The organism is Marinobacterium marisflavi, from assembly GCF_982447095.1.
Genome location: NZ_OZ457898.1, coordinates 2193173 through 2219089, shown reverse-complemented (window position 1 = coordinate 2219089; position 25917 = coordinate 2193173). Strand labels below are relative to the sequence as shown.

The 25917-nt window shown below is 52.7% G+C and carries 22 protein-coding genes, 2 tRNA genes and 2 rRNA genes; 18 read left to right on the top strand and 8 right to left on the bottom strand.

The features are described from left to right. Window positions 1–32 precede the first annotated feature (32 nt). The 4 genes from AC1WNR_RS10920 to rrf all read left to right on the top strand — a co-directional run bounded on the left by AC1WNR_RS10920 (window position 33) and on the right by rrf (window position 3827). Window positions 33–109: transfer RNA gene (locus AC1WNR_RS10920), tRNA-Ile, on the top strand. 98 nt (window positions 110–207) lie between these two features. After that, window positions 208–283 (top strand) — tRNA-Ala (locus tag AC1WNR_RS10915). A gap of 333 nt (window positions 284–616) precedes the next feature. Then, a 23S ribosomal RNA gene (locus AC1WNR_RS10910) occupies window positions 617–3502 on the top strand. A 209-nt stretch (window positions 3503–3711) separates the two neighbouring features. After that, window positions 3712–3827 (top strand): 5S ribosomal RNA (rrf, locus tag AC1WNR_RS10905). 520 nt (window positions 3828–4347) lie between these two features. Here the strand turns inward: rrf and AC1WNR_RS10900 are convergent. Beyond that, entirely contained in the window at window positions 4348–4680 is a 333-nt protein-coding gene (locus AC1WNR_RS10900; RefSeq protein WP_481644520.1) for a hypothetical protein, read from the bottom strand. Between the two features lie 136 nt (window positions 4681–4816). On the opposite strand from AC1WNR_RS10900, the gene AC1WNR_RS10895 reads away from it, so the two are divergent. Both AC1WNR_RS10895 and AC1WNR_RS10890 read left to right on the top strand, forming a co-directional pair. Continuing rightward, a complete protein-coding gene (locus tag AC1WNR_RS10895; RefSeq protein WP_481644519.1) occupies window positions 4817–5431 on the top strand; it encodes a LysE/ArgO family amino acid transporter in 615 nt (204 codons plus the stop codon). Window positions 5432–5481: 50 nt separating this feature from the next. Beyond that, window positions 5482–5748, top strand: coding sequence for a GNAT family N-acetyltransferase (locus tag AC1WNR_RS10890; RefSeq protein WP_481644518.1), 267 nt, complete (start codon window positions 5482–5484; stop codon window positions 5746–5748). Here AC1WNR_RS10890 and nadC read toward each other — a convergent pair. Continuing rightward, complete coding sequence (gene nadC, locus AC1WNR_RS10885) at window positions 5745–6584, bottom strand: carboxylating nicotinate-nucleotide diphosphorylase (RefSeq protein ID WP_481644517.1); 840 nt, start codon at window positions 6582–6584, stop codon at window positions 5745–5747. The two genes, AC1WNR_RS10890 and nadC, sit on opposite strands and share 4 nt — an antisense overlap. A gap of 75 nt (window positions 6585–6659) precedes the next feature. Here nadC and ampD point away from each other — a divergent pair, with 75 nt between their 5' ends. Together ampD and AC1WNR_RS10875 are read left to right on the top strand one after the other, a co-directional pair. Continuing rightward, window positions 6660–7232: a 1,6-anhydro-N-acetylmuramyl-L-alanine amidase AmpD gene (ampD, locus tag AC1WNR_RS10880; RefSeq protein WP_481644516.1), complete on the top strand. Its 573-nt coding sequence runs from the start codon at window positions 6660–6662 to the stop codon at window positions 7230–7232. Between the two features lie 53 nt (window positions 7233–7285). Next, the gene (locus tag AC1WNR_RS10875) at window positions 7286–8341 is read left to right on the top strand and encodes an ABC transporter ATP-binding protein (RefSeq protein ID WP_481644515.1); all 1056 of its coding nucleotides are present in this window, start codon (window positions 7286–7288) and stop codon (window positions 8339–8341) included. A 39-nt stretch (window positions 8342–8380) separates the two neighbouring features. Here the strand turns inward: AC1WNR_RS10875 and AC1WNR_RS10870 are convergent, their stop codons facing one another. From AC1WNR_RS10870 to AC1WNR_RS10860, 3 genes are all read right to left on the bottom strand, one after another. Continuing rightward, entirely contained in the window at window positions 8381–10075 is a 1695-nt protein-coding gene (locus tag AC1WNR_RS10870) for an ABC transporter permease (protein WP_481644514.1), read from the bottom strand. Between the two features lie 59 nt (window positions 10076–10134). Next, window positions 10135–11181, bottom strand: a complete 1047-nt coding sequence (locus tag AC1WNR_RS10865) for an extracellular solute-binding protein (protein ID WP_481644513.1) — start codon at window positions 11179–11181, stop codon at window positions 10135–10137. A 98-nt stretch (window positions 11182–11279) separates the two neighbouring features. Continuing rightward, window positions 11280–11996, bottom strand: a complete 717-nt coding sequence (locus AC1WNR_RS10860; protein WP_481644512.1) for a 16S rRNA (uracil(1498)-N(3))-methyltransferase — start codon at window positions 11994–11996, stop codon at window positions 11280–11282. Between the two features lie 106 nt (window positions 11997–12102). Here AC1WNR_RS10860 and AC1WNR_RS10855 point away from each other — a divergent pair, with 106 nt between their 5' ends. Both AC1WNR_RS10855 and phbB read left to right on the top strand, forming a co-directional pair. Next, window positions 12103–13455 carry an MATE family efflux transporter gene (locus AC1WNR_RS10855; RefSeq protein WP_481644511.1) on the top strand — a complete coding sequence of 451 codons (1353 nt, stop codon included), beginning with the start codon at window positions 12103–12105 and terminating at the stop codon, window positions 13453–13455. A gap of 306 nt (window positions 13456–13761) precedes the next feature. Further along, window positions 13762–14511 carry an acetoacetyl-CoA reductase gene (phbB, locus tag AC1WNR_RS10850; RefSeq protein WP_481644510.1) on the top strand — a complete coding sequence of 250 codons (750 nt, stop codon included), beginning with the start codon at window positions 13762–13764 and terminating at the stop codon, window positions 14509–14511. 69 nt (window positions 14512–14580) lie between these two features. On the opposite strand, the gene AC1WNR_RS10845 is transcribed toward phbB, so the two are convergent. Next, the gene (locus AC1WNR_RS10845) at window positions 14581–14997 is read right to left on the bottom strand and encodes a YchJ family protein (protein WP_481644509.1); all 417 of its coding nucleotides are present in this window, start codon (window positions 14995–14997) and stop codon (window positions 14581–14583) included. A gap of 127 nt (window positions 14998–15124) precedes the next feature. On the opposite strand from AC1WNR_RS10845, the gene sbcB reads away from it, so the two are divergent. After that, window positions 15125–16576, top strand: coding sequence for an exodeoxyribonuclease I (sbcB, locus tag AC1WNR_RS10840; RefSeq protein ID WP_481644508.1), 1452 nt, complete (start codon window positions 15125–15127; stop codon window positions 16574–16576). After that, entirely contained in the window at window positions 16542–17189 is a 648-nt protein-coding gene (locus tag AC1WNR_RS10835) for a hypothetical protein (RefSeq protein WP_481644507.1), read from the top strand. Before sbcB ends, AC1WNR_RS10835 begins: the two co-directional genes overlap by 35 nt. On the opposite strand, the gene AC1WNR_RS10830 is transcribed toward AC1WNR_RS10835, so the two are convergent. Together AC1WNR_RS10830 and AC1WNR_RS10825 are read right to left on the bottom strand one after the other, a co-directional pair. Next, window positions 17190–19931: an insulinase family protein gene (locus tag AC1WNR_RS10830; RefSeq protein WP_481644506.1), complete on the bottom strand. Its 2742-nt coding sequence runs from the start codon at window positions 19929–19931 to the stop codon at window positions 17190–17192. A gap of 190 nt (window positions 19932–20121) precedes the next feature. After that, entirely contained in the window at window positions 20122–20472 is a 351-nt protein-coding gene (locus AC1WNR_RS10825) for an FUN14 domain-containing protein (protein WP_481644505.1), read from the bottom strand. A 143-nt stretch (window positions 20473–20615) separates the two neighbouring features. Here AC1WNR_RS10825 and AC1WNR_RS10820 point away from each other — a divergent pair, with 143 nt between their 5' ends. The 6 genes from AC1WNR_RS10820 to ybgF all read left to right on the top strand — a co-directional run bounded on the left by AC1WNR_RS10820 (window position 20616) and on the right by ybgF (window position 25858). Further along, on the top strand, window positions 20616–20999 hold the full coding sequence (locus AC1WNR_RS10820; RefSeq protein ID WP_481644504.1) for a DUF6394 family protein: 384 nt from the start codon (window positions 20616–20618) through the stop codon (window positions 20997–20999). A gap of 3 nt (window positions 21000–21002) precedes the next feature. Continuing rightward, on the top strand, window positions 21003–22697 hold the full coding sequence (locus tag AC1WNR_RS10815; RefSeq protein ID WP_481644503.1) for a potassium channel family protein: 1695 nt from the start codon (window positions 21003–21005) through the stop codon (window positions 22695–22697). Continuing rightward, window positions 22697–23608, top strand: coding sequence for a DMT family transporter (locus AC1WNR_RS10810; protein ID WP_481644502.1), 912 nt, complete (start codon window positions 22697–22699; stop codon window positions 23606–23608). Before AC1WNR_RS10815 ends, AC1WNR_RS10810 begins: the two co-directional genes overlap by 1 nt. Next, window positions 23605–24468, top strand: a complete 864-nt coding sequence (locus AC1WNR_RS10805; protein WP_481644501.1) for a Tim44 domain-containing protein — start codon at window positions 23605–23607, stop codon at window positions 24466–24468. The genes AC1WNR_RS10810 and AC1WNR_RS10805 overlap by 4 nt, the downstream gene beginning before the upstream one ends. A gap of 131 nt (window positions 24469–24599) precedes the next feature. Continuing rightward, window positions 24600–25121, top strand: coding sequence for a peptidoglycan-associated lipoprotein Pal (gene pal / locus AC1WNR_RS10800; protein WP_481644500.1), 522 nt, complete (start codon window positions 24600–24602; stop codon window positions 25119–25121). Further along, on the top strand, window positions 25121–25858 hold the full coding sequence (gene ybgF / locus AC1WNR_RS10795; protein WP_481644499.1) for a tol-pal system protein YbgF: 738 nt from the start codon (window positions 25121–25123) through the stop codon (window positions 25856–25858). The genes pal and ybgF overlap by 1 nt, the downstream gene beginning before the upstream one ends. Window positions 25859–25917 lie beyond the last annotated feature (59 nt).

Here is a 25917-nt window from a genome sequence, read left to right as displayed (position 1 = left end):
GCAAGATTAGCTCGAGTGTATGCCGAGATAATAGGCCTATAGCTCAGCTGGTTAGAGCGCACCCCTGATAAGGGTGAGGTCGGTGGTTCAAGTCCACTTAGGCCTACCAATTTTCCGATTCTCTTCGTTGGTTTGATCGTCGCATAGCAGGCTATGCTTCCTCACAAACCGCCTCGATAATCGAAAAATGCGGACGGCACATACAATGGGGCTATAGCTCAGCTGGGAGAGCGCCTGCTTTGCACGCAGGAGGTCTGCGGTTCGATCCCGCATAGCTCCACCATTTCACGCATCTCTGCGTTGAAGGATTCGTCGCATAGTTCACTATGCTTCCTCACCCTTCGCCTTGATCTGCGCAAAATGGTGACTGTAAACACTCTGTGATCAGAGCTCTATAAATTACTCATCAGCAACATTTGATGACTAACTTATAGAGCTTTCTTACGAATGCTCTCGCTCTTTAAAAATTTGGATCTGAAAAAGTCGTGCTAATTGGCCTACTCTAGCCGGGTAGGGTGTTAGCACAAGATTGTCTTGTATTGTTTTGATACAAGCGCCAACCGGCGTAATCAATCGTTACGAACCATTAAGTTGATCAGACACCTTCGGGTTATATGGTCAAGTGAATAAGCGTGCACGGTGGATGCCTTGGCAGTCAGAGGCGATGAAGGACGTTGTAACCTGCGAAAAGGTTCGGGGAGCTGGTAAACAAGCTTTGATCCGGACATGTCCGAATGGGGAAACCCACCCGCTTGCGGGTATCTCTTTACTGAATATATAGGTTTAGAGAGGCGAACCTGGGGAACTGAAACATCTAAGTACCCAGAGGAAAAGAAATCAACCGAGATTCCCTTAGTAGCGGCGAGCGAACGGGGACCAGCCCTTAAGCTGTTTAAGTCTTAATAGAACACTCTGGAAAGTGTGGCCATAGTGGGTGATAGCCCCGTATATGAAAAGTCTTTTACAGTGAAATCGAGTAGGACGGGACACGTGTTATCCTGTCTGAATATGGGGGGACCATCCTCCAAGGCTAAATACTCCTGACTGACCGATAGTGAACCAGTACCGTGAGGGAAAGGCGAAAAGAACCCCTGTGAGGGGAGTGAAATAGACCCTGAAACCGTGTACGTACAAGCAGTGGGAGCCGACTTAGTTCGGTGACTGCGTACCTTTTGTATAATGGGTCAACGACTTACTTTCAGTAGCAAGCTTAACCAGTAGGGGAGGCGTAGGGAAACCGAGTCTTAATAGGGCGCATAGTTGCTGGGAGTAGACCCGAAACCGGGCGATCTATCCATGGGCAGGTTGAAGGTTGAGTAACATCAACTGGAGGACCGAACCGACTACCGTTGAAAAGTTAGCGGATGACCTGTGGATCGGAGTGAAAGGCTAATCAAGCCCGGAGATAGCTGGTTCTCCTCGAAAGCTATTTAGGTAGCGCCTCATGTCTCACCTTGGGGGGTAGAGCACTGTTTCGGCTAGGGGGTCATCCCGACTTACCAACCCGATGCAAACTCCGAATACCCAAGAGTGCAATCATGGGAGACACACGGCGGGTGCTAACGTCCGTCGTGAAAAGGGAAACAACCCAGACCGCCAGCTAAGGTCCCAAAGTTCTAGTTAAGTGGGAAACGATGTGGGAAGGCTCAGACAGCTAGGAGGTTGGCTTAGAAGCAGCCACCCTTTAAAGAAAGCGTAATAGCTCACTAGTCGAGTCGGCCTGCGCGGAAGATATAACGGGGCTCAAACTAGACACCGAAGCTGCGGATGCCTTAGGGCATGGTAGAGGAGCGTTCTGTAAGCCGTTGAAGCGGAAGCTGTAAGGCACCGTGGAGGTATCAGAAGTGCGAATGTTGACATAAGTAACGATAAAGGGAGTGAAAAACTCCCTCGCCGGAAGACCAAGGGTTCCTATCCAACGTTAATCGGGGTAGGGTGAGTCGACCCCTAAGGCGAGGCTGAAAAGCGTAGTCGATGGGAAGCAGGTTAATATTCCTGCACCTCGCATAACTGCGATGGAGAGACGGAGAAGGCTAGGCTAGCGCGGCGTTGGTTGTCCGCGTTTAAGGATGTAGGCTGAGGAGCTAGGTAAATCCGGTTCCTCTTAAGGCTGAGATCTGATGACGAGCTTCTATATGAAGTGAAGTAGTTGATGCCCGGCTTCCAGGAAAATCTTCTAAGCTTCAGGTTATGTGGGATCGTACCCCAAACCGACACAGGTGGTCAGGTTGAGAATACCAAGGCGCTTGAGAGAACTCGGGTGAAGGAACTAGGCAAAATGGCACCGTAACTTCGGGAGAAGGTGCGCCGGTTTTGGTGATGGGACTTGCTCCCTAAGCTGAGGCCGGTCGAAGATACCAGGTGGCTGCGACTGTTTATTAAAAACACAGCACTCTGCAAACACGAAAGTGGACGTATAGGGTGTGACGCCTGCCCGGTGCTTGAAGGTTAATTGATGGGGTTAGCTTAGGCGAAGCTCTTGATCGAAGCCCAAGTAAACGGCGGCCGTAACTATAACGGTCCTAAGGTAGCGAAATTCCTTGTCGGGTAAGTTCCGACCTGCACGAATGGCGTAACGATGGCCACACTGTCTCCACCCGAGACTCAGTGAAATTGAACTCGCTGTGAAGATGCAGCGTACCCGCGGCTAGACGGAAAGACCCCGTGAACCTTTACTATAGCTTCACACTGAACTTTGACCTTACTTGTGTAGGATAGCTGGGAGGCTTTGAAGTGGAGACGCCAGTCTTCATGGAGCCAATCTTGAAATACCAGCCTGGTAACGTTGAGGTTCTAACTCAGGTCCCGGAACGGGATCGAGGACAGTGTGTGGTGGGTAGTTTGACTGGGGCGGTCTCCTCCCAAAGAGTAACGGAGGAGCACGAAGGTACCCTCAGGCTGGTCGGAAATCAGCCAATGAGCGCAAGAGTATAAGGGTGCTTGACTGCGACACAGACACGTGGAGCAGGTACGAAAGTAGGTTCTAGTGATCCGGTGGTTCTGTATGGAAGGGCCATCGCTCAACGGATAAAAGGTACTCCGGGGATAACAGGCTGATACCGCCCAAGAGTTCACATCGACGGCGGTGTTTGGCACCTCGATGTCGGCTCATCACATCCTGGGGCTGAAGCCGGTCCCAAGGGTATGGCTGTTCGCCATTTAAAGTGGTACGCGAGCTGGGTTTAGAACGTCGTGAGACAGTTCGGTCCCTATCTGCCGTGGGCGTTTGAGATTTGAGAAGAGTTGCTCCTAGTACGAGAGGACCGGAGTGAACGAACCTCTGGTGTTCCGGTTGTCACGCCAGTGGCATTGCCGGGTAGCTACGTTCGGACGGGATAACCGCTGAAAGCATCTAAGCGGGAAGCCCCCTTCAAGATGAGATCTCACTGGACCTTTAAGGTCCCTAAAGAGCCGTTCAAGACTAGGACGTTGATAGGCTGGGTGTGTAAGCGTTGTGAGGCGTTGAGCTAACCAGTACTAATTGCTCGTGAGGCTTGACCATATAACGCCAAAGTTGTCTGAGGTGTGCTGATTAGAAGCGCATCAAGATGAACAACTGAGTGGTTTAAGATTGATTACGGTTGTTGCTTGTAGCAAACCAATACAACAGAAAGACAAACAGACTTTTTCACTGATCTGACCTAAGAAGTGTCAGACAGACAAGATCCAGATTTAGCTAGAAAGCAAACGCAAAACTAGCAACCAGTTTTGCCTGGCAACAATAGAGCCGTGGAACCACCTGATCCCATCTCGAACTCAGTAGTGAAACGCGTCATCGCCGATGGTAGTGTGGGGTTTCCCCATGTGAGAGTAGGTCATTGCCAGGCACCTAACAAAACAAAAGCCCCCATCAGCTACGCTGGTGGGGGTTTTTGCTTTGTGGCGTCCGTAAACGGACGCTACACGACAAGTTCAAGGTGAAGTCACACTGAATATCTACCTCAGCGTACGCTGGGTAGCACTTCGGAGAGGGCAGCCTTGCAGGCTGCAGAGTAGGGCGTCGCCTTTCGCGCATCCATGCGCTCGGCGACATAAAACCATCCTGGTTTTAATTGCCGATCGCTGCGCGATCCCTTATCCCGATACTCCTTGTATTCAGATGTCTTGTGCCTAAATTCGAAACCCAACCGGTAGGTGTCCTGAGACTCTTGATTTACAGGGATGTAAATCACGAAGCGATACACGGACGTCTCGAGCGGGTCTTAGGACATCTGCCGGTTGGGTTGCCACCTATTTGGTGTCCCACTAGCGGTCTCAACGATGCAATTATTGGGCGACTAAAGCCAGAGATCGGTGTCGCTCACTAAAGTGAGCTCCTACAGTCAGTTCCTACAGATGCGTTTCAGGTTAGTGTTTAGGCTGCTCAGCTGCCTCTATCTGCGTGAAGGGTTGGGTGATGTCGTACCAGATTAGGGCGCTGTAGTAGTCGGTTTCGCCGTGCTCTTCCATTTCGTAATTAACCTCTACTGAGTAGAGTTTGCGTAGCCCGTAGGTATGAATTTTAGTCTCCAACAACTCAAGTGCGCGCCAATGTTGACGAGCCGCCATCTGCTGGATGTGGTCGCGCATGTAGGCGGTGACTTCTGATGACGTGGTATTTTCGCTGGCTAGGACCTCGAAGGGTTCATTGGGCATACCGGTGCCGGTGGTCAGCTGTATCTGATTCTCTTGACTATTCATTTGGAAATAACCGCTTTACTATTCCTCTGTGGTTGGTTGCTGTTTACTATTACGTGATTGCTGGCCCTTCTGATCTTCAATTATTGGGCATTTAGAGGGCATCACATTCTCATCCATCTCATCATGAGGTATGGCGTTGGCAGCGTTTTTTCAAGGGTTCGTTCTTGGAGCGGGACTGATTATTGCGATCGGTAGTCAGAACGCCTATGTGCTACGTCAGGGTCTCAAGCGTGAGCATGTCTTACTGATCTGCCTGGTCTGCGCGCTCTCCGATGCTCTGCTGATCACCATTGGTGTCTCTGGCACTGGAACCTTGGTTGCGAGCTCTGAAACGCTTTTGACGTTAGTTCGTATAGGTGGAGCGCTCTTCCTATCTGTCTATGGGGTTCGCGCGGCTCAAGCGGCCATCAAAGGTGAGTATCTGGATGCAGCGAGTGGAGCTCTAGTAGCTACTCCGTTAAAAACTGCACTGCTTACCACGCTGGCCTTCACCTACCTCAATCCCCACGTATATCTCGATACGGTCATCTTGCTCGGTAGTATTGCTGGACAGTACGGTTGGGTAGAACGGGTCCAGTTTGGAGCGGGGGCCATTGTTGCATCTTTCGCTTGGTTCTTTGCGCTCGGCTATGGTGCTCGGTGGCTGGCACCGATGTTTAGCAGGCCAATTGCATGGAAACTACTCGATTCATTGATCGCCTTGATTATGTTTGGTCTGGCCATATCGTTAGTTCTGCCTCTACTTAGCTAATCAAAACGCGCCCCCACTGCGTATCTCTGAACATAATTAGAGGTGTATATATGCAGTTGCCTGACTATTTTATTGACCATCAGCCCGGTGTGATCACCTTCAAAAATGCCAACACCACGCTTGGTTTTGTGCGCTATACGGCTGAAGCTGAAATTGAGTATATCTTTGTGCGCCGCCACTATCGTGGTCAGGGTTTAGGGCGGCGCTTGCTTGGAATTGTGGAAGCACAGACGGGTCGACTGCCGAGCCCTCAAGAGCCGATTAGCCCACTGGGAGCGGCTCTTTTCGATAGTTATCTTGCTAATGCGGTCGCTTAAAGTAACCGCATGGAGAGGTCGATTGCGCGGCAGTGTTTGGTGAGCGCACCAATCGAGATGTAGTCCACACCTGTCCTGGCGTAATCCAGTAAGGTAGCATCGGTGATATTGCCTGATGCTTCGAGCTTTGCTCGGCCATTTACGGTTGCGACAGCCTCGACCATCTGTTCTGGCGTAAAGTTATCCAGCATGATGATATCCGCGCCAGCGTCCAGCGCCTCATTAAGCTCGCCGAACCCCTCCACCTCAACTTCGACAGGTTTGCCCGGATGGTTAGTTTTGGCCGTGCTGATTGCGGCTGCTATGCCGCCACTGGCGAGGATATGGTTCTCTTTGATCAGGAAGGCGTCAAACAGCCCGATACGGTGGTTATAACAACCGCCACAGGTCACAGCATACTTTTGCGCCAGGCGCAGGCCAGGAATAGTTTTACGCGTATCCAGAAGGCGCACCGCTGTCTCGGCAACTCTGTCCGCATACTGCGCCGCAACTGTAGCGGTACCGGAGAGGGTCTGAAGGAAGTTTAGGGCAGTTCGTTCACCGCTTAGTAGGCTGCGTGAACGACCTTTGAGTGTAAATAGCGTTTGATCTGGCTCTACCCGGTCGCCATCCTTAACTTGCCAACTCACAACAACTTCAGGATCAACTTGACGGAAAACCTCATCAACCCAAGCCGTGCCAGCAATCACCGCCTGCTCGCGCGTGATAATGCGTGCTTCACCCTGTTCTTCCGCGGGGATCAACTCTGCAGTGATGTCACCCGAGCCTATATCTTCGGCGATTGCAGCCTCTACGTTGGCGATGATGGCGGGTTTAAGCTGATCTAAGGTTTGCATTTACAGTCTCGCTGGCGGTCAATAAACTGGGCGCATTGTACGGGATTCGTACTGCAAAAGTTAAGGAACTAGGTGTTGTTTGAGCGTGAAACTGAGCTCGTTATCGATCAGGGTGTGTTGCAGGGGGTACGCCTTCTCACCTCGCCGAACTTCAACGAGCGCCCCGAGGGAGAGATCTCGTTGCTGGTTATTCACAACATTAGCCTACCGCCGGGGCAGTTTGGCTCGGCGTCCATAGAGCAACTGTTCACCAATCAACTCGACTGGGATGCCCACCCCTATTTTCAGCAGATTCGCGGTCTCGAGGTGTCGGCCCATTTGCTGATCGACCGATCCGGTGAGATTACACAGTTTGTGCCCTTTGATAAGCGCGCCTGGCATGCCGGTGCATCTTGCTATGATGGGCGCGATAACTGTAATGACTTCTCTATTGGGATAGAGCTAGAGGGAACCGATGATCTGCCCTACACCCAAGCACAGTATAAACAGTTGATTCGGGTGTCAGAGGCATTGATGGAAACCTATCCCGCTATCACTAAAGAGCGGATAACGGGTCATCAGCATATCGCCCCCGGTCGTAAAACGGACCCTGGCCATCTGTTTGATTGGGACTTTTATCTAAATAAGCTGTTAAAAAGTTCTAATTGATAATCAATATCATTTACAATCGGTCTATCACCTCCGACCATTAGGGATATTTTGTGTCTAACGCGCCGCTTCTGCGCCTAAACAATGTTCACTGCACGCTGGGTAAGACTACAATTCTTCCAGGACTCAGTTTCGAACTGCAGCAGGGCGAAATCGCCTGTCTGCTCGGTGCGAGTGGCTGTGGTAAGACTACGGCACTGCGCGCAATCGCAGGGTTTCTTGAGCCCGATAGTGGCACGGTCGAGCTAAAAGGTCAGGCTATCAGTGCCCGCGGCGTTATGGTTCCTCCAGAGACCCGCGGTATTGGTATGGTGTTTCAGGACTACGCGCTGTTTCCGCATCTGAGTGTCGCCGGCAACGTAGCGTTCGGTCTGAACGGAGTCGACAAGAGCGAGCGGGATGCGACCGTTCACGAGATGCTCGCTCTGGTTGGTCTGAGCGATAAAGCTGAGGTCTACCCGCATGAACTCTCTGGCGGTCAACAGCAGCGTGTTGCCTTGGCTAGAGCCCTAGCCCCCCAGCCTGATCTCTTGTTGCTCGATGAGCCCTTTTCGAACCTAGATGCGGATCTGCGTCGCCAGTTATCGCTGGAGATGAAGCAGATTCTCAAGCGTCAGGGCATTGCGGCTATCTTGGTGACCCATGATCAGCAGGAGGCGTTTACGCTCAGTGATAAAGTAGGCGTCATCATTGGCGGCGTTATCCATCAGTGGGGCTCGCCAGCCGAACTGTTCTACCAGCCGGCCACGCCGCAAATTGCGCGCTTCCTGAGTATGGGGGCGCTGATCGACGGCCTAGTCTGCGATGAAGCCTGTCTAGAGACTGAATTAGGTGTGATCGAGTTTGCTGAACCGGTGCAAGCCGCAGTGGGCGAGACCGTAAGTATGTATCTGCGTCCGCTCGATTTAGCGCTAACGGAGGAGCTCGATGCTCCCTGTCTGATCGAGCAGATTGAGTTTCAAGGGATACACACGCTTTATCATCTACGCACTCGCTCTGGTAGGACTCTACAGGTAGCAGAACAGGGTATCAGTCAGTTTGAGACCGGGCAGCATGTCGGTGTGCATGTGAACGCCCACCGTCCATTGATTTTCTCAAAATCTGCTTAGAACGCTTACCAGCTACCCGTTGAGCTGCCTAAATAGCCGTTAAGACGCATCGCGCGTTGCGGTAATCGTACGGCTTAGCAGAATCACCGGAATGATTCCCACTAATACGATAAGAAGCGAGCCCGGCGCTGCCGCTTCTAGCTTCTCGTCAGACGCAAACTGATAAACCGCTGTTGCCAAGGTATCGAAGTTGAACGGCCGCAGGATCAGCGTCGCGGGCAACTCCTTCATTGAGTCGACAAACACCACCAGTAGTGCGGTTAGCAGACCGGTGCGAATCAGCGGCAGATGCACGCGCTTGAGTGTATCAAAGGAGTTCGCCCCTAGGGAGCGCGAAGCCATATCCATACTTGGCGTCACTTTAGCTAGAGAGCTTTCAATGCTACCTGAGGATACCGCGAGAAAGCGCACGGAGTAGGCGAATAGAATCGCAAATGGGGTACCACTCAGGAGCAACCCTGTGGAGATATCAAAGGTGTCGCGCATCCAGCTATCGAGCGTATTGTCGAAGGCAGCGAACGGGATAATTACGCCGATGGCCAAGACTGCACCTGGCAGGGCGTAACCCAAGTGCGCTAGTTTTGCTGCAAACCTGAGCCCGGCAAGGTTTGGGTTAAGGCGTTGAGAGTAGGCGAGCAGTAGTGCAAGGATAGCCGTAAAGATGGCGGCTCCGCTGGAGAGCAGGAAGGAGTTGCTTGCCTGCTGTAGAAAGCGCGAATCACTGAACTGATCTAGGTGGTTCAGCGTCATACTGCCCAGCTCGGCCAGAGGGACCAAAAAACCGAAAAGTACCGGGGCTAAACAGAGTAGAGTCGCTGCTACGGCTTTACCACCGGTCAGATTGTAGCGTTCAAGGCGTTTGAAGCGATCAGCGCCACTGAACTGCTTGGCTTTCGCTCGGCTGGTGCGCTCGAGCCAGATAAATAGCACCACGAACAGCATCATCAATGTGGCGATCTGTGCTGCCGCACCCAGGTTGGACATGTTAAGCCAAGCATCGTAAATACCGGCAGAGAGACTCTTAACCGCGAAGAAATCTACGGTTCCGAAATCGTTGAGTGTCTCCATCGCAACCAGCGCCAAGCCCACAGCAATTGCTGGACGTGCAACGGGCAGCGAGATGCGAAAGAAACTCTGCCAGGCGCTGCAACCCAGCGTACGGCTGGCATCACGGATATTGATCGACTGCTCGAGAAAGCTGGAGCGTGCCAGCAGGTAAACATAGGGGTAGAGCACCAGGCTGAGCATCAGCACAGCACCGCCGAGCGATCGTATCTCTGGGAAGCTGTAATCGCGTGCGCTACTCCAACCAAAGAACTCACGCAATCCGCTCTGCACCGGTCCTGCATACTCGAGTAGATCAGTGTAGATGTAGGCGATCACATAAGCGGGGATGGCAAATGGGAGCAGTAGCGCCCACTCAAACACTCGGCGCCCCGGAAAGTTGCAGAGGGTCACGAGCCAAGCGGTAGAGACGCCAATAAAGAGCGATAGCGCGCCGACGCCAGCCAGTAACAGCAGAGTCGACTCCACATACACTGGCAGCACGGAGCTAATGAGGTGAGGCCAGATATTCTCGCTGGGGTTGAATGCCAGCCAGATAACCGCCGCTATGGGCATAATTACAAGTAACGCGACCAGCCAACCTAGAGCGGTCCAATTACTGGGTAAGCGCAGTCCTGCAGTGCGCACTGCCGGAGCCTGAGTGTTTAGCTTGGTTTCAATGGTCTGCATATAAAGTGGCCCGGAGTGTTAATGCCCCGGGCCTTGCTTAGGCTTTAAGCCCTTTTCAGTTAGTTATCGAATCCGACACGGTCGACCGTTTTCGCTGCAGCACTGCGGTTGGCAGCAACGCGCGTCAGGCTAACCTCATCGGCTTTGAATTCGCCCATATACTCGTTGATCAGCGCTGAACGTGCAACACCGGGACGCACAGGAAACTCGTAATTAACCTCTGCGTAGATACGCTGCGCTTCCTCGGATGTCAGAAACTCCAGCAACGCTTGAGCTGATTCGGGGTTGGGTGCATTTGCAGTGATAGCTGCACCTGAAATATTCATGTGCGCTCCACGGTCGGCTTGGTTAGGGAAGAGCAGGTTAACCGAGTTGGCCCACTCTTTCTGTTCTGGCTCTTTTTCGTTTGTGAGCATCGCACCGAAGTAGTAGCTGTTACCCAGGGCTACGTCACACTGCCCCTCTTTTACTGCCTTAACCTGTGCACGGTCGTTACCCTGAGGCTTGCGTGCCAGATTAGCCTTCACCGCTTCCAACCAGGCCTCAGCTTCGGCCTCACCCTTGTGTTCAATCATCGAGCCAATAAGTGATAGGTTGTAGGAGTGCTTACCGCTGCGAGTACAGATGCGACCCGCCCATTTGGGGTCCGCGAGATCTTCGTAGCTGCCGATCTCACCTTCTGCGACACGCTCTTTAGATGTGTAGATGATACGGCTGCGTGCAGTCAGACCCACCCAGGTACCATCGTCATCACGGTACTGTGCAGGAACGTTGGCGTTAATCTCTGCTGAGTCTATTTTAGCCAGTAGGTTACGCGCTTTAGCGTCGTGTAGGGGGCCAATGTCACTGGTTAACAGAATGTCAGCCGGGGTGTTGCGCCCCTCATTTTCGATTCGCTCTATCAGGCCTTTGGACGCGTATATAATGTTTACATCAATATCCGTCTTCTCTTTGAACGCATCCAGTAGAGGGCGCAGCAAGAACTCTTGACGGTAGGAGTAGATATTAACTTCATCCGCCAGGCTCGCCTGTGGGGCTGCGGTGAGGACTGCGAGGGAACTAATAGCAAAAACAGTAGACAGTGGCTTAGTTGAAACAACAGACATCTTGCTCTCCAATAAAGATAACGTAAACGATAATGAGAAAGATTATCATTTATATTTAGACTGTCAACCTAAATGTTAATGATTCTCATTTGATATCTCTAAATGACCGGAAAAATTCGGCTTGCTATAACAGGGATCGCTGTTTCAACGCGCAGTATTCGCTCCCCGAGGTGAAACGCAGAGAAGCCTTGGCGCTGCATTAGCTCAACTTCGTACGCTATAAAACCGCCCTCTGGACCAATCGCCACCAAGGATTGATCTAGGCTGGGTTCCGGGCAGGGGGATGCATCATAGGGGTGAGCAATGAGTGCACGTTTACCTTCAGCCAAGGCTGGAAGCTCATCCTCGACAAAGGGTTTGAAGCGCTTACGTAGATGTAATCTTGGCATCAAGGTATCGCCCGCTTGCTCCAGTCCAAGCTTGAACAGCTCGTCAACACTCTCCGGTTGCAGTATCGGGGTGGACCAGTAGCTCTTATCGACACGATAGGCGTTGATCAGAAAGATCTCTTTAATACCCAAGGTTGCACAGTTTTGCAGGATGCGTTTGAGCATTTTGGGTCGGGGCAGGGCCAATACCAGAGTCAGAGGCAAAGGGCTTGGTGCATCATGAGTTAGCTCGACAGAGAGTCGCGCCTCGGAGGTGTTGATCGATTCAACGAGGGCGTGGCCGCGTCGACCATTAACTACACCGGTACGCAGTTGGTCGCCCTGTTCAACGCGCTGCACCTCCAACATATGTTTGAGGCGTCGGCCGCTGAGTAGAACTCGATTTTGTGCAACAAAATCTGCGGGTTCGAGTAGAAGTAGGTTCAAAAAGGGTGCCTCCATCGTCTAAGGTCGTTATTCTACCCATCTTTACTTGGGGTCACCTAATGGATGGGTGGTGCCGATTCACTTTCGATAAGCTAGCAAGAGCGGAATGAGCAACGCACCCGACCTGATTCAAGATCCGATCCGACCGACCCTGGTGCGTATGACCGTGCCAATGATGTTCGGCATGGTCAGTCTGATGCTATTTAACCTTGCGGATGCTTGGTTTGTGGGGCAGTTGGGTACCGATCCCTTGGCGGCACTATCGTTTACGTTCCCAATCAGTTTTTCCGTTACGAGCTTGGCGATCGGGCTAGGCGTTGGTACTTCAGCGACCCTCGCGCGATTAATTGGCAGCGGTCAAACCGCACGTGTAGCTCGGGTAGCGACTGATAATTACCTAATGGCTATTTTGATCACGGCCCTTGTCGGTTTGCTCGGACAGTTTTTACTCCCGACTCTGGCGCAGCTCTTGGGTGCGCCTTATGCCCTCTACCCGCTGATAGAGGGGTATATGAGTATCTGGTTCTTCGGATCGATCTTTATGGTGCTGAATATGGTGTGCAACGCCACTTTCCGAGCTTCAGGTGATACCCGTATTACAGCCGTGATTATGCTCGGCTCATCGGTGATGAATTTTATTCTTGATCCCATCCTTATCTTTGGTTGGGGGCCAGTTCCGGCGTTGGGAATTGAAGGTGCCGCCTTGGCCAGTTTGATCGCTTGGGCAAGTACTTCGTTTGTGGCGCTTTATCTACTGAAACGTCTGAAGGGATTGTTGCTGCTCGAGTGGCTGCGCTGGCCCGATATCTGGGATAACTGGCGCTCTGTTCTGCGCATCAGCCTGCCTGCAGCGCTCTCTAATATGATGACCCCAGTCGCCAATGGCGTGCTCACCGCGGTTGTTGCCCGTCATGGTCCTGAGGCAGTAGCGGCCTTCGGTGTCGGTAATCGTTTGGAGTCGCTCTCTCTACTTGTCTGTTTAGCGCTTTCGATGACGTTACCGCCGTTTATCTCGCAAAACTTTGGTGCCCGATTGATACACCGAGTGCAGGGTGCCTATCAGAGTGCGATCCAATTTGCGCTCATATGGCAGTTGCTTGTTTATCTACTGCTGGCACTTTCAGCAGGTTGGGTGGCACAGCTCTTTACAGATGACCCTGAAGTACTGCGTTGGCTGACACTGTGGATTTTGGTTGTGCCGTTGGGGTTTGGTTTTCAGGCGGCGACCTTTCTCTCCTCCTCAACGTTCAATGCGCTACACCAGCCACTGCGTGCCTTGCGCATCAGTCTGGTGCGACTGTTTATCCTCTATGTACCGCTCGGTTGGCTGGGTAACCATCTGTTCGAGCTCAAGGGGATGTTTGTGGCGCTGGTCGTTGCAAATGCACTGACTGCGCTCTTCGCCTGGTTCTGGATGCTGCGCGTGCAGGGCCGCTTGATTCGAGAAGTCCAGCAATAGAGTCTCTGGCTGAAAGTCGAATCTCCTTCAACTGAGTATCATGTTAGTGTCACAAAAATGCTGCATTCTAGTGCGAATTTTTCTTAGGCTTGCACTACAATAGCGCAGCAATGCTGACAAAGGCACGCTACAGACCCCGTTAAGAGTGGTTTGCGGAGCCTGACAAGGTTCGTCAGGTTGGCATAGTTCTTGTTATTCGAAGGTAGTTTAAACCGGCGAAGAGACTCAGGGATTAGGGAGCTTCCGCTAACTTTCAGGCGGGTAAGGAGTACCTGTCTTACTCAAACCATGGGGTGTTAAAAAGCTATGAGCCAAAAAATCGCACTAGTAACCGGTGGTACCGGTGGACTGGGTACTTCTATTTGTCGTGAACTTGCAGATGCGGGTTTCAAAGTTGTCGCAGGATACAACTCAGGTGGTAACCACGACAAAGCGAAAGCCTGGCAGGAAGAGCAGCGTAAAGATGGTTACGAAATTGAGGTCGCTTACGGCGATGTAACTGATGCGGAATCTTGTGCGAAATGTATCGAAACCGTTGAGTCGCTGACGGGCGGTAGCGTTGATGTGCTGGTGAATAATGCCGGTATCACGCGCGATGGTATGTTTAAGAAAATGAGCTGGGAACAGTGGGACGAGGTGCTCTCTGCAAACCTAGACTCGATGTTCCATATGACCCGTTTGGTGATCAATCCGATGCTCGACAAGGGCTTTGGCCGTATCATCAACATCTCTTCTGTAAACGCACAGAAAGGTCAGTTTGGTCAGGCAAACTACTCTGCTGCCAAAGCGGGTATTCACGGTTTCACCAAAGCGCTGGCGCAGGAAGTGGCTCGCAAAGGCGTAACGGTTAACACCGTATCACCCGGTTACATCATGACTGCGATGGTTGCCAAGATTGATCAGAAGATCCAGGATTCGATTACTTCAACTATTCCTGTCGGCCGCTTTGGCCAGCCGCATGAGATCGGCCGTACGGTCGCGTTTCTTGCAGATGATGAGTCCGGTTACATCACCGGCGCAGACTTCTCCGTGAACGGCGGTTTGCATATGTTCTAAGGCGTTCGCTGAAGAATCTGAAGAGAGGCGTCTGCGAAAGTGGGCGCCTCTTTTTTTGCCTAATTATCGCTATTTGCTGACCTCAACCTGGCCATCAACATAGAACCACTTTTCGCCCTCTTTGCGAAAGTTAGAGCGCTCATGCAGACAGCCAGCACCGGAGGGCGCGATAAAATAGGCGTTGAATTCGACCACACCGGTTGCGTCCGTTGCACGACCCGCCAGCGTTTCGACAATCTCCAGTTTGACCCATTGAGTCTGGCGCAACTCCTGCTCCAGCATACGACGCTCGTTGGGGGAGCGCCGCTCTGGCGCAAGTGTTGAGATGAGGTAGTCTGCTGCACCTAAAGCAAATGCGCTGAAGCGCGAGCGCATGAGCTGCTCTGCTGTGGGAGCTAGGCGCTCTTGGCTTAAAAATGGCCCGCAGCACTGTTTGAGTGCTTTCTCTGAGCCGCAGGGGCAGGGCGCGTTATCTTCAGTCGACATCTTGGTACTCAATAATTTGATGTTTAAAACGGGGTACTCTTAGCCAGACGCAGTTACGCCTGATACTCTTTACGCATTATTTTGAGCGCATTATCACGCGAACAGAGTTGATTGAATAGGAAATGACATGGCCGGCGGGCAGATAGATACATTTTTTTGGCACGATTATGAGACCTCTGGCACTGATACTCGGCGCGATCGGCCGCTGCAGTTTGCTGGCGTGCGCACGGACGCTGAGCTCAACCTAATTGAGGACCCATTAGTTATCTACGCTCGACCGGCTGATGATCTGTTACCGCACCCAATGGCTTGCCTAATTACCGGTATTACACCGCAAAAAGCGCTGGATGAGGGGTATCCGGAGACAGAGTTCATTGATCTGATTCATCAGCAGATGGCACGTCCCGGTACCTGTTCAGTCGGCTATAACTCTCTGCGATTCGATGATGAGGTAACCCGCAACACCCTCTACCGTAACTTCTTTGACCCCTATGCTCGTGAATGGCAGAACGGCTGTTCACGTTGGGACATTATCGACATGTTGCGCTTGACCCGTGCACTGCGTCCCGATGGGATCAATTGGCCCCAGTACGAAGATGGTACGCCGAGCCTCAGACTTGAGGATCTGACCGCGGCCAACGGACTTGATCACGGTCAGGCGCATGATGCGCTCTCCGATGTATTGGCAACCATCGCTGTGGCTAAGTTGGTCAAGCAGGCGCAGCCGAAACTCTACGATTATGTGCTGCAGAACCGAACTAAACAGCGGGTGCAGGCGATGCTTGATACGGAGCGTATGAAGCCTATCCTGCATGTCTCATCGAAGTATCCGATTGAGCAGGGAAATCTCGCCCTAGTAGCGCCAATAGTTAGCCAGCCGGGTAATCCTAATGCGACGCTCGTTTGGGACCTGCGCGCTGACCCTCAGCCGCTCTTTGATCTGCCGCCTGAGGAGCTGCGCCACTTGCTATTTACTCGTCATGATCAGTTGCCTGAGGGTTCACCGAAGATTGCGCTGAAGGCGGTGCATGCGAACCGCTGTCCAATTCTGGCTCCGGCAAATATGCTCAGTGCCGACGAGGCGAGCCGCTTTGAGATAGATGGAGAGACTTGTCGCCGACATCTTGCAATGCTGCGCAATGCGCCCGGTCTAATCCAAAAGGTTCAAGCGATCTATGATGAGCAGCGTGAACCTGAGTCTGACCCGGATCTAGCGATCTATTCGGGTGGTTTTTTCAGTGCTGATGACAAGAAACTGATGGATAAAGTTCGCGCGGCTGATGCCGATACCCTAGCTACACTGGATCTGCCATTTCAGGACACGCGTTTGGAGGAGATGTTGTTGCGCTACAAAGCGCGTAACTACCCGCATACGTTGTCGGAAGAGGAGAGTCAGCGCTGGGAGGAGTACCGCAGTCAGAAACTTCTAACAGGCGAAAATGGCCACCTCAGCTTTGAAGCCCTCTATGCCGAGATGAATCGACTGGCGGCGGACCCTGCGACCACTGATCAGCAGCGAATGATTTTGGAGGAGTTGGCGCTCTATGCCGAGTCGATCTATCCGATGGAGTTTATCTAAGCCGGGCCCAAGCGCGCGCGAACACACCGGTTGGCGATACGCGATATCGCTAGCGGCGATCTGTTTGATCAGCTTGCAGCCAACGATCGCCGCGGATGATACCCCCGATATAGATCTGGCAGAGGACCCGCTCGCTGCGGAGTTCGCGCGTCAATATGATCAACGCCTTCTGCTGCGCGAAGATGACTACGTTCCGGACTCGCAAGAGTATAGGTCAGTCGTGGCGGGTGAGGACCCGCTGCCGCCTATGCTGGAAATCCTACCCTCACCCAAGCAACTTCCGACGCCAACCATCGTTCCTCCGGGTGAGCCAGCATTGATTGCAAACCAGCCACCCGAGTGGATTCTGTTTGAACCCCAGGCAGCACCGTTGGAGCCTGAGTGGCTGCTTTACCAGGCTGAGACAAACGGAGTGGCAGATGAGGAGCAGGTACTGGCCCAAATCGATCTGGACTACAGAGTGGGGCTTGAGGGCGCGGGCAGCATAGATCTGCCCCCATGGCCAGAGGATGAGCGAACATCCAAGCCCAGCTTTGAGATTTTTGAAACTGAGCTGATCTCACCCTTCTCGCCAATCCCTGAGCTTGACCAGCTGCCTTTCCCCGACGCCTAATTAGTTTTGGGCGACGACGCTATTGGTCTCAACCCAGGCGCGCCGTTCTAGCAGCTCATCAATACGTTGCAACAGTGAAGCGGCGTCAACTTCATTCAACGCCTGCAACAGTTGTTCACGGGTATCGAAGCTAGGATTATCGCGGTCTATCTCACGCCACAGTCTCGCGGTCTCATCACTGAGGCGTTGTGAAGGCGTGCTGATACGTGACGCCAAGCTAGCTTTGAACTCATCTAAGCGTCGCTCCAGAAGGTTCGGCAGATCTCTACGCCAGTCGTCAAGGAATGCTTGGAACGCTGCGCGCAGCTCAGCACTATTCGCGACCGGTGATTGCGCGACCAAAGCGATGCCCGGTTGCTCGCTCATCGGCAGATAGTTACTGAATACGATATATCCGAGTTGCTGCTCTGTTCTCAGACTGGTGTAGAAGGGTGCCGAGAGCATCTCGTTTAACAGCGAAATCTCTGCTCGTTGCTCTAAGCTCTTATTGCTGCCCTGCAAGTAGAGCAGCAGTGCTGTGTCTGTGTGATCAACGCTGACTTGCAGTTCTCGCGTCTCACTCAGTGGCTCCACTTTAAGTTGCGGAGCAGGGATAGGCTGCATCTGACTGAATTGGGCCTCTACCATCTGAGCGAGATTCTGCGCCTCTGATTCGGTCAGGTTGCCGTGAACGAAAAGTTTGAGGCTACCTTCAGCGAGCAGGCGGTCACGCTGCTGATTGAGCTGTTCCAGACTGACGTCTGGAAGGACTGCCAATCTCTCCTCAACACTCCAACCCTCCATCAGATTATCGAATAGCAGCGCGAAAGTGCGGTTGTACGGTTTATCTTTCAGGCTGTTGGCAAGTTCTTCTGCATAGCTCTGTTTGAGACGCTCAAATAGAGCGATGTCAGTAAGCGGTGTATTGAGGGAGTCGAGCTCTGCTTCAAACAGTGCGGGTAGGCGGTCATCATAGCCGCTGACTTTGATGGACAGGCCTCGCAGGTGTGGGTAAAGGTCCGCTTCGAGTCCCGCTAAGGCGGCATCATAGAGTGTCTCGTTTGCCAGCTCTTTAAGCATTCGGGTTAGCAAGGTGCTCGCGACTGCATTTTGTGGAGACGCAGTAACCTGCGGTGTGAAAATTGCTAGGTTGATAGCGCCTCGAGGCTGACCGAAGTCTCGATCTTGTAGATGCCATACTTCGAGTAGATCGGTCTCCACCAAGCGTTGCGGTTTGTCAGCAATGTCTCCCGGTTTCATATCGAAAGCGGTTGCTACAAAGGGGTTGAGCGCTTTGATCTGCAGTGCGTCGATCTGCTCAGGTGTTTGCCACTCAGCTATCAGGCTCTTATCAGGTTTCGAGATGCGGTACTCAATGCCGTAGAAGGCTTCGGTTGCGTCGGTCTGCGCCTGATCGGAGTAGCGTGACAGAATCATGCGCTCAGGCCGCATCAAATCGAGGTAGGTGCTGATCTGTTGTGGATCGAACTGCTCAAACAGATACCCTGCGTGCAGCAGCTCTTCGGCGGGATACTCGGCTAGCATGCGCGCAAACCGTGTTACTTCATGCGAGGGTTCGCCTGGCTGTTGAAAACGGAAGTCAATTTCGGCGAGCTGGCGTTGCTCATCGTATAGTGCCTGCTGTAGCCCCTCTTGACGCATCAGTTCCAACTTGGCGAACAGCGCTTCTATGATCTTCGCTTCATTCTGTTGGCCCTCGGGTGTCAGATCAATGTTGATATCAAAACGACTCTGGTTATCGAGATCTATACCTATCCAAGCGCCTAGGCTCTCAGCCCAGCCTTGTGCTTTGAGATAGGAGAGCAGACTGCCCTCACCCTCATAACCGAGCTGGTTTGCGATGTAGTAGAGGGGCTTGGTCCTCCAGTGAGGCGTTCGCTCCGGCAGCGGAAAGGCGATGCTCAGTTGCTGCATCGCTTTGACAGTTTTTACGTCCAGCTGTAGAGGCAACTGCTGCTCATCATAGAGCGGCAGTCGGTCAATGTAGGGTTCAACATCTCGGTCTTCAATAGGACCGAAGTAGTTGGTAGCCAGTTGCTCGAGCTGGTCGATTGATTGGGGTCCGATGAGCGCGGCGGTCATCAGGTTGGCCGAGTAGTAGCGCTCGTAAAACTCGATAAGGTCCGGGCGGATTGGATTGTCGGCATCGTTCGACAGCGTATCCAGGTTGCCGACGGTAAACATTGACCAGGCGTGGTCGGGGTTCATCAGTAGCTTATCGGCTACATAGTTGCGTCGGCCATCCTCCAAACGCTTCGACTCAAACTCCGAATGCACCGCTTTGCGTTCTCGCTCGACGTATTCTGGTGTAAAGAGTGGGGCGATGAAGAACTGTGAGAATCGATCGAGTGCTGGCTCTAGTGAGTCCGCTTTGATGTCAAAGAAGTAGGTAGTGTTGTCGTAAGCGGTAAACGCATTGTGGCTACCGCCGTTAGCACTAATAAAGCTTTGGTAGGCGTCGACCTCAGGAAACTTCTCTGTACCGAGAAAAAGCATGTGCTCGAGAAAGTGGGCGAGCCCCTCGCGGCCCCGAGGATTCGCGTTAGAGCCCACACCTACGCTCAGTGAAGCAGCAGCTTTTTGCAGACGCTCGTCGGATACCAGCGCAACTTTAATTCGGTTATCAAGTTCGATGACTCGGTATTCGCGCTGATCGAGTTCGCTCTTGATCACCTCTGCCGCAGAGATAAACGGAGCAGTAGAGATCGCAATCGTGGTAACAAAGATGCTTAACAGCTTCACAGACAACTCCTATTCCAACTTCTAGTGTATACGAGCGAGGCTCTGAAAAGATTAGGTCAGTGATTAGAGTTTCTAGTTTTCAGCTGAAATGGTTATGAATTTCCTTTGACCTCGGAGCAGGAATTCTGCAGCGCCAATTCTTTTGAGATTGTGCTAAGCGGAAAAACTAGAATCGAATACTATGCTTCGGCTAGCCGAGCTTTAGACCGATGAGGAAACCGGTGGTGGCACTGGCGCCTCGGGCGGTGAAGGTGGAGAGGCGATCCATGAGGAAGCTGCCGGATTGGCTAGCAAACTCGGTCGCTGCGGTTGCGGCCTGTTCGATGCTCTCATCGCTGACGGTGGCGATACCGTAATACTCGGCGGCAAACATTAGAATCAGTGCGCCACCGCCGATAAGAAGCGCTAGTTTTAGCATCTTTTTCGCAAAGTAACCGACGGCCAGACCGATGACGAAGGGTGCACCTACGTTACCGAGTAGGAAGGTGCTCGAGAGAAAGTCAGTGTCAGCGGTGGTTGTTGCTGCTGTTTGTGGTTCCATAGCTGATCAGCGGCCAATAAAAATGATACCGCCTAGTCTGAGCAATTTGTCAGCTTAATTCCACCAAAAACAGCAGTTTACCCAGATGCTGTAACAGATTATCTGGTGTAGTCTTGGTGTATAAGTCCAATAAGGAGATTCGAATGAATCGTGAAAAGGTTATTTTTGCCTTTTTTATCGTACTGGCGCTGACCCTAAACGTCGGCTTTGTTGTGGGTGATGTCGACAATCCGGCGCACCACGAAGTGCTGGAACTCTTCTTCGCTATTGTAGTGTCTCTCGTTTGTACCGTGCTCAAATTTGGTGATCGCAGTCACCTCGGCGCGCTGATGTTGGCGACCAGTCTCGTGGCTGATTTGCAGTTGATCGCAGCGGGGGCCATTTGGGGCTATTACGCCCATATTGCCGCAGCGGGAATGACCGGTGATGCGATGGCCAGCGTGGTTTCGTTTGCAGCTGGCGCACTTGTGGCTAACATTATTTCAGTCGTGCTGCTGGTTATCGAAACAGTTTTGGTGCGCCGCTAAGGCATGAATGCGCTTCTCTACGTGATGCTGCGGCGGCTGCGTATGCCGCTGATCGTGCCGATTTCAGTTTACGCCGTCTCAACTTTGGGGTTGGTTTTGATCCCTGGAGTTGATGACCAGGGACAGCCCTGGCGCATGGATTTCTTCCACGCCTTCTACTTCGTCTCGTTTATGGGGTCGACCATCGGTTTTGGTGAAGTTCCTTATCCATTTACACCGGGTCAACGCATGTGGACGTTGGTCTGCATCTACGCCACGGTTATCGCTTGGCTCTATGCGATCGGTTCGTCACTGGCGATCTTGCAGGACAATGGCTTTCTGCGTTTGATGCGCTCGCGCCGCTTTGCGCAGAAGGTGAAGGCCCTGCAGGAGCCTTTCTATCTGGTGTGTGGCTACGGCACGACAGGCCGTGAAGTGGTGTTGGGACTTGAGCGCCGCGGGATTCGCTCAGTGGTAATCGATATACGCCAAGAGCGCATCGACAGTGTTGAGCTCGAGGAGTGGGCGCTGCCCGCGTACAGCCTCTGTGCTGATGCGTCGTTGCCCGACAACCTCGATATGGCTGGCCTGCGTAAATCAAATTGTCTTGGTGTGTTGGCGCTGACCGATCGAGATAACGTCAACCTCGCGATCGCGATTGCGAGCAAGCTAGTGATGCCGCAGCGCTTGGTGATTAGCCGCAGTGAGAATCAGGTAACGACGGCGAATCTCGCCTCCTTCGGTACTGATCTCGTGATCGACCCGTTCAAAGAGTTCGCGGACTATCTCGGCTTAGCCGTGCGCCATCCGCACCAGCATCTGGTTATCGACTGGCTCCTGAACCCTGACCACCGGCCGCTCTCGAGTATCTATAAACATGCGAAAGGGCGCTGGGTGCTCTGTGGTTATGGTCGTTTTGGGCAAGCATTGGCGCGCGCGATGGCGGGGGATCAGACTGAGATCACAATCATTGAGCCTGATGCAATGCGAGTCGAAGAGGGGTGTGATTATGTGCAGGGTGTGGGAACAGAAGCGGTAACACTCGAAGCCGCCCGCGTTGCTGATGCTGTCGGTATCATCGCCGGTACCCCAGATGATGCAGATAACCTCTCAATCCTGATGACTGCACGTGAGCTAAATCCCAAGCTGACTACCGTGGTGCGCCAGAATCACGCTGCGAACCGATTGATATTCGACAACTCAAATGCAGATTACGTGATGCAGCCTGGGCACACTGTCGCTATTCAGATCCTGGCACACCTGCGTACGCCGCTCTTGGGGCTTTTTTTTGAGCGCCTGCGTCAGATGGATGAGGTGTGGTCACATACATTGATTAACCGTATCTCAGATGCAGTTGGCGACGCACGCGTGGATAGCCGCAGCTTCATTATTAGCGATGAGCAGACACCAGCCCTAGCTGCCGCTATCAGAGCGGGAGAGAGCGTCAACTTGCGAGCTCTGATGAAGCGGCCTAATGACCGGACTAAAGATCTGGAGTGCTTTGCCCTGCTGCATAAGAGAGAGGCTGAGGTGCAGTTGACTCCCGGCGAGTTGCTGGAGCTGAAACTCGGTGATGAGTTGCTCTTTTGTGGTCAGTACGCGCACTTGAAATCTCAGCTCTGGACGTTAGAGAATCATCAAACGCTCAGTTATGTACTGACTGGTCAAGACGACAACCCCAACCCCGTACTTCGCTGGATTCGGAGCTTTAACGCCTGATGGCTTACTTTCTGCTGATACTGACCCCGATGTTCTGGGCCGGTAACTTTATTAGTGCCCGTGCAATCGCACCTGAGACTGATCCATTGCTCTTGGCGCTGTTGCGTTGGCTGGTTGCGCTACTGTTGATACTGCCCTGGTGGTGGCCGGTGGTCAGACGCGAGTGGTCGGCGATGCGGCAGAACCTACCGATACTCTGTTGGCTCTCCTTCTGGAGTGTCGCTGTCTTTAATACCATGATCTACCTGGGGGTTGAGAGCACCACGGCCAGTAATGCGGCGATCTTTCAGGCGATCATTCCGGTGTTGATCCTGCTACTGAGCTGGATGTTCTACTCCGAGCGAGTCAATGCCCTACAGGGGCTGGGAATACTCCTATCGATTAGCGGTGTATTAGTAATCGTCTCCAAGGCAGAGCTATCGCGCCTGCTGGGTTTTCGGATGAATCCGGGAGATCTGTGGGTTATGGTGGCAGTGGTCTCTTGGGCGATCTACTCGGTGACGCTGCGTCATCGTCCGACAACAGTCAGCCCGTTCGGTTTTTTCGGCTTCTCTGTCGCCTTCGGTGTTGTTGCCCTTCTGCCTTTCGCTATATGGGAGCAGGGTGGTTTGGTGGTGCCGCACTGGAATACATGGGTTTGGGCTGTGGTTGGCTACATAGCGATCTTTCCATCGATCTTAGCTTACCTTTTCTGGAATCGTGGTGTGGCTGAGATCGGCGCAGCAACGGCCGGCTTATTCATCTATCTGATCCCTGTTTTCGGTTTAGTACTCGCTATCCTCTTCCTAAATGAGTCCCTTCATGGGTATCATTTGGCCGGAATTTTATTGATTGCTGCTGGAATCTTGTTGGCGATGATTCGCCGTATCTCTGGATATCTAAAGCAGCGACGTGCAAAGGAGTTGTCATGAAAAGTTTTTTGATCGCCTGTTTCTCATTGATGTTGGTTTTAGGAGTGCCGCAGCAGGCTGAAGCGAAGCGCTTTGGCGGCGGTTTTTCGTTGGGTAAAAGTTTCAGTACACAGAAAAAAGTAGCGCCTGCACCCACTAAGCAGACCAGCACAACCAAAGCTGATGGCACCAAAAGTGGTGCTGCTACGCAACCGGCTAAGCCGGGTATGGGTGGTCTATTTGGCGGTCTTCTTGCTGGCGGACTTTTAGGTGCGTTGATTTTTGGCGGCGCTTTCGAGGGTATTCAGTTAATGGATATTCTACTGATCGGGTTGGCGATATTCTTTTTGATGCGTCTGATGGGCGGACGGCGTGAGCCTGCCTATGCTGGCGCAGGTAACAACAGTGCCAACAGCACCAGCGCTCAGCAGCAGAATCGTCAGAGCACGACTTCAGCACCCTCCGCGTCGGGGGATGCTGAGTTTGAGCAAGATACCAGGGTAGTCGAGACGCCTGATTGGTTTGATGCAGATGCCTTTCTGGCACAGGCGCCAGAGCACTTCACTCAGTTGCAGCGCGCTTGGGATGCGCAGGACTGGGAGGAGATTGCCGAGTACACCTCAGCTGAGCTGTTGGCGCAGTTAAAGACAAACCGCGCAGTCCTTCCAGAACAGCAGCAGACTGAAGTGGTCTCTTGTATGGCGGAATTGGTCGGTTTCCAGCAGAGCCGTGCTGAGACTGTAGTCAGTATTCACTTCCACGGTTGGATCCGCGAGCAGGGTGAACAAGAGCCTTCCGAGTTCTCAGAGATTTGGCACCTGGGGCGGGTTGCGACCGAAGAGGATGTTAACTGGGTTATCCTGGGAATCGAACAGCCGTAAAAATCGCCCCTTTTTGGGGCAAATAGTTGAAAAATGAGGGGTTAATCGATAGTTTAAGACCACTCATAATAAGGTTTGCAAAAACCTAAATAAGAAAGCAAACGACAAAACATTTTTCGGGGAGAAAAATCATGCGTGCAATCAACCTTACTCGTGCCGCAGCACTCGCTGCTGCCGTTGCACTTATTGCTGGCTGTAGCTCTACGAGTACGACTACAGATGGTGGCGCAGATGTGACTGATGCTAACAACGCTGCACAGACACAGGGTGCTGACGGTTCCAACGTACAGGCGGGCACTAGCTACGCTGATGTTGCGCGCCTACGCACCACGTTCTACTTTGATTTTGACCAGTCTGTTGTTCGTCAAGAAGGCTTCGCAGACCTCGAGGGTCATGCGCGCTACCTAGCCAACAATCCAAGTGCAAAAGTCCGCCTTGAAGGGCATGCTGATGAGCGCGGTACGCGTGAATACAACATCGCTCTGGGTGAGTCTCGTGCCAATGCTGTTGCGCGTCTGCTGATCGTCAACGGTGCAAGTAATGGCCAGATCGAAACTATCTCTTACGGTGAAGAGAAGCCAGCGATGCTGGGCCACACTGAGAACGAGTGGTCTCTGAACCGTCGCGTAGAGCTGAGCTACACTAGCCGCTAATGAAGAAATTGACCCTTGTAGTCGCACTGGCTGCCTCAAGTCTGGTGCAAGCAGAATCTCTGTCCCAGTCTGCTCAGAGCGAGCTGGTACTGATGATTCAGCAGCTTCAGGCTGAAGTACGCCAGCTGCGTGGGGAAATAGAGACTCAGCAGTATCGCGTGCAGAAGCTCGAGCGTGAGCAGCTTGAACGTTACCGTGATGTGGATCGCCGCCTCAGTGCGCTTATCCTCAGTGGCGGTTCGGCTGCGGCGCCCGCGCCTCAGCCGGCTGCTACGGCTGCGGCACCTGAGCCGACTGAGCCGACTCCGTCACAACAGCCTGTTGCAGCTGCGCCTGCGCCGGCCGCACCAGCGCCTGCAGCAACGGCTGTGAGCGATTCCGAAGCTTATGCGTCTGCCTTTGCTCTGGTGCGCGAGCGTCGATTTGAAGAGGCACTGACCGCCTTTGAGGGATTTGTCGCAACCTATCCATCAAGTGATCGTTTGGCAAATGCACACTACTGGATTGGTGAAGTGCAGCTTGCGCAGCAGAAGCTTGAGCCAGCGCGTGCAGCCTTTCAGCTGGTGGTCGACCAGTTTAGTCAGCACCCAAAGCGTCCTGACGCTCTGTACAAGTTGGGTGTGGCTCAAGATCGATTGGGCGATGTTGCTGCCCGTACATCGACGTTTGAGCAGTTGATTGCGAATTATCCCAAGAGTTCCGCTGCTGGCCTTGCACGGAATTATCAGAGTCGATAACAGCAGAGCTGCCGATCGCGTAGCTATTGGTAGCAAAGCTGTCACTCCTAAAACCGTTG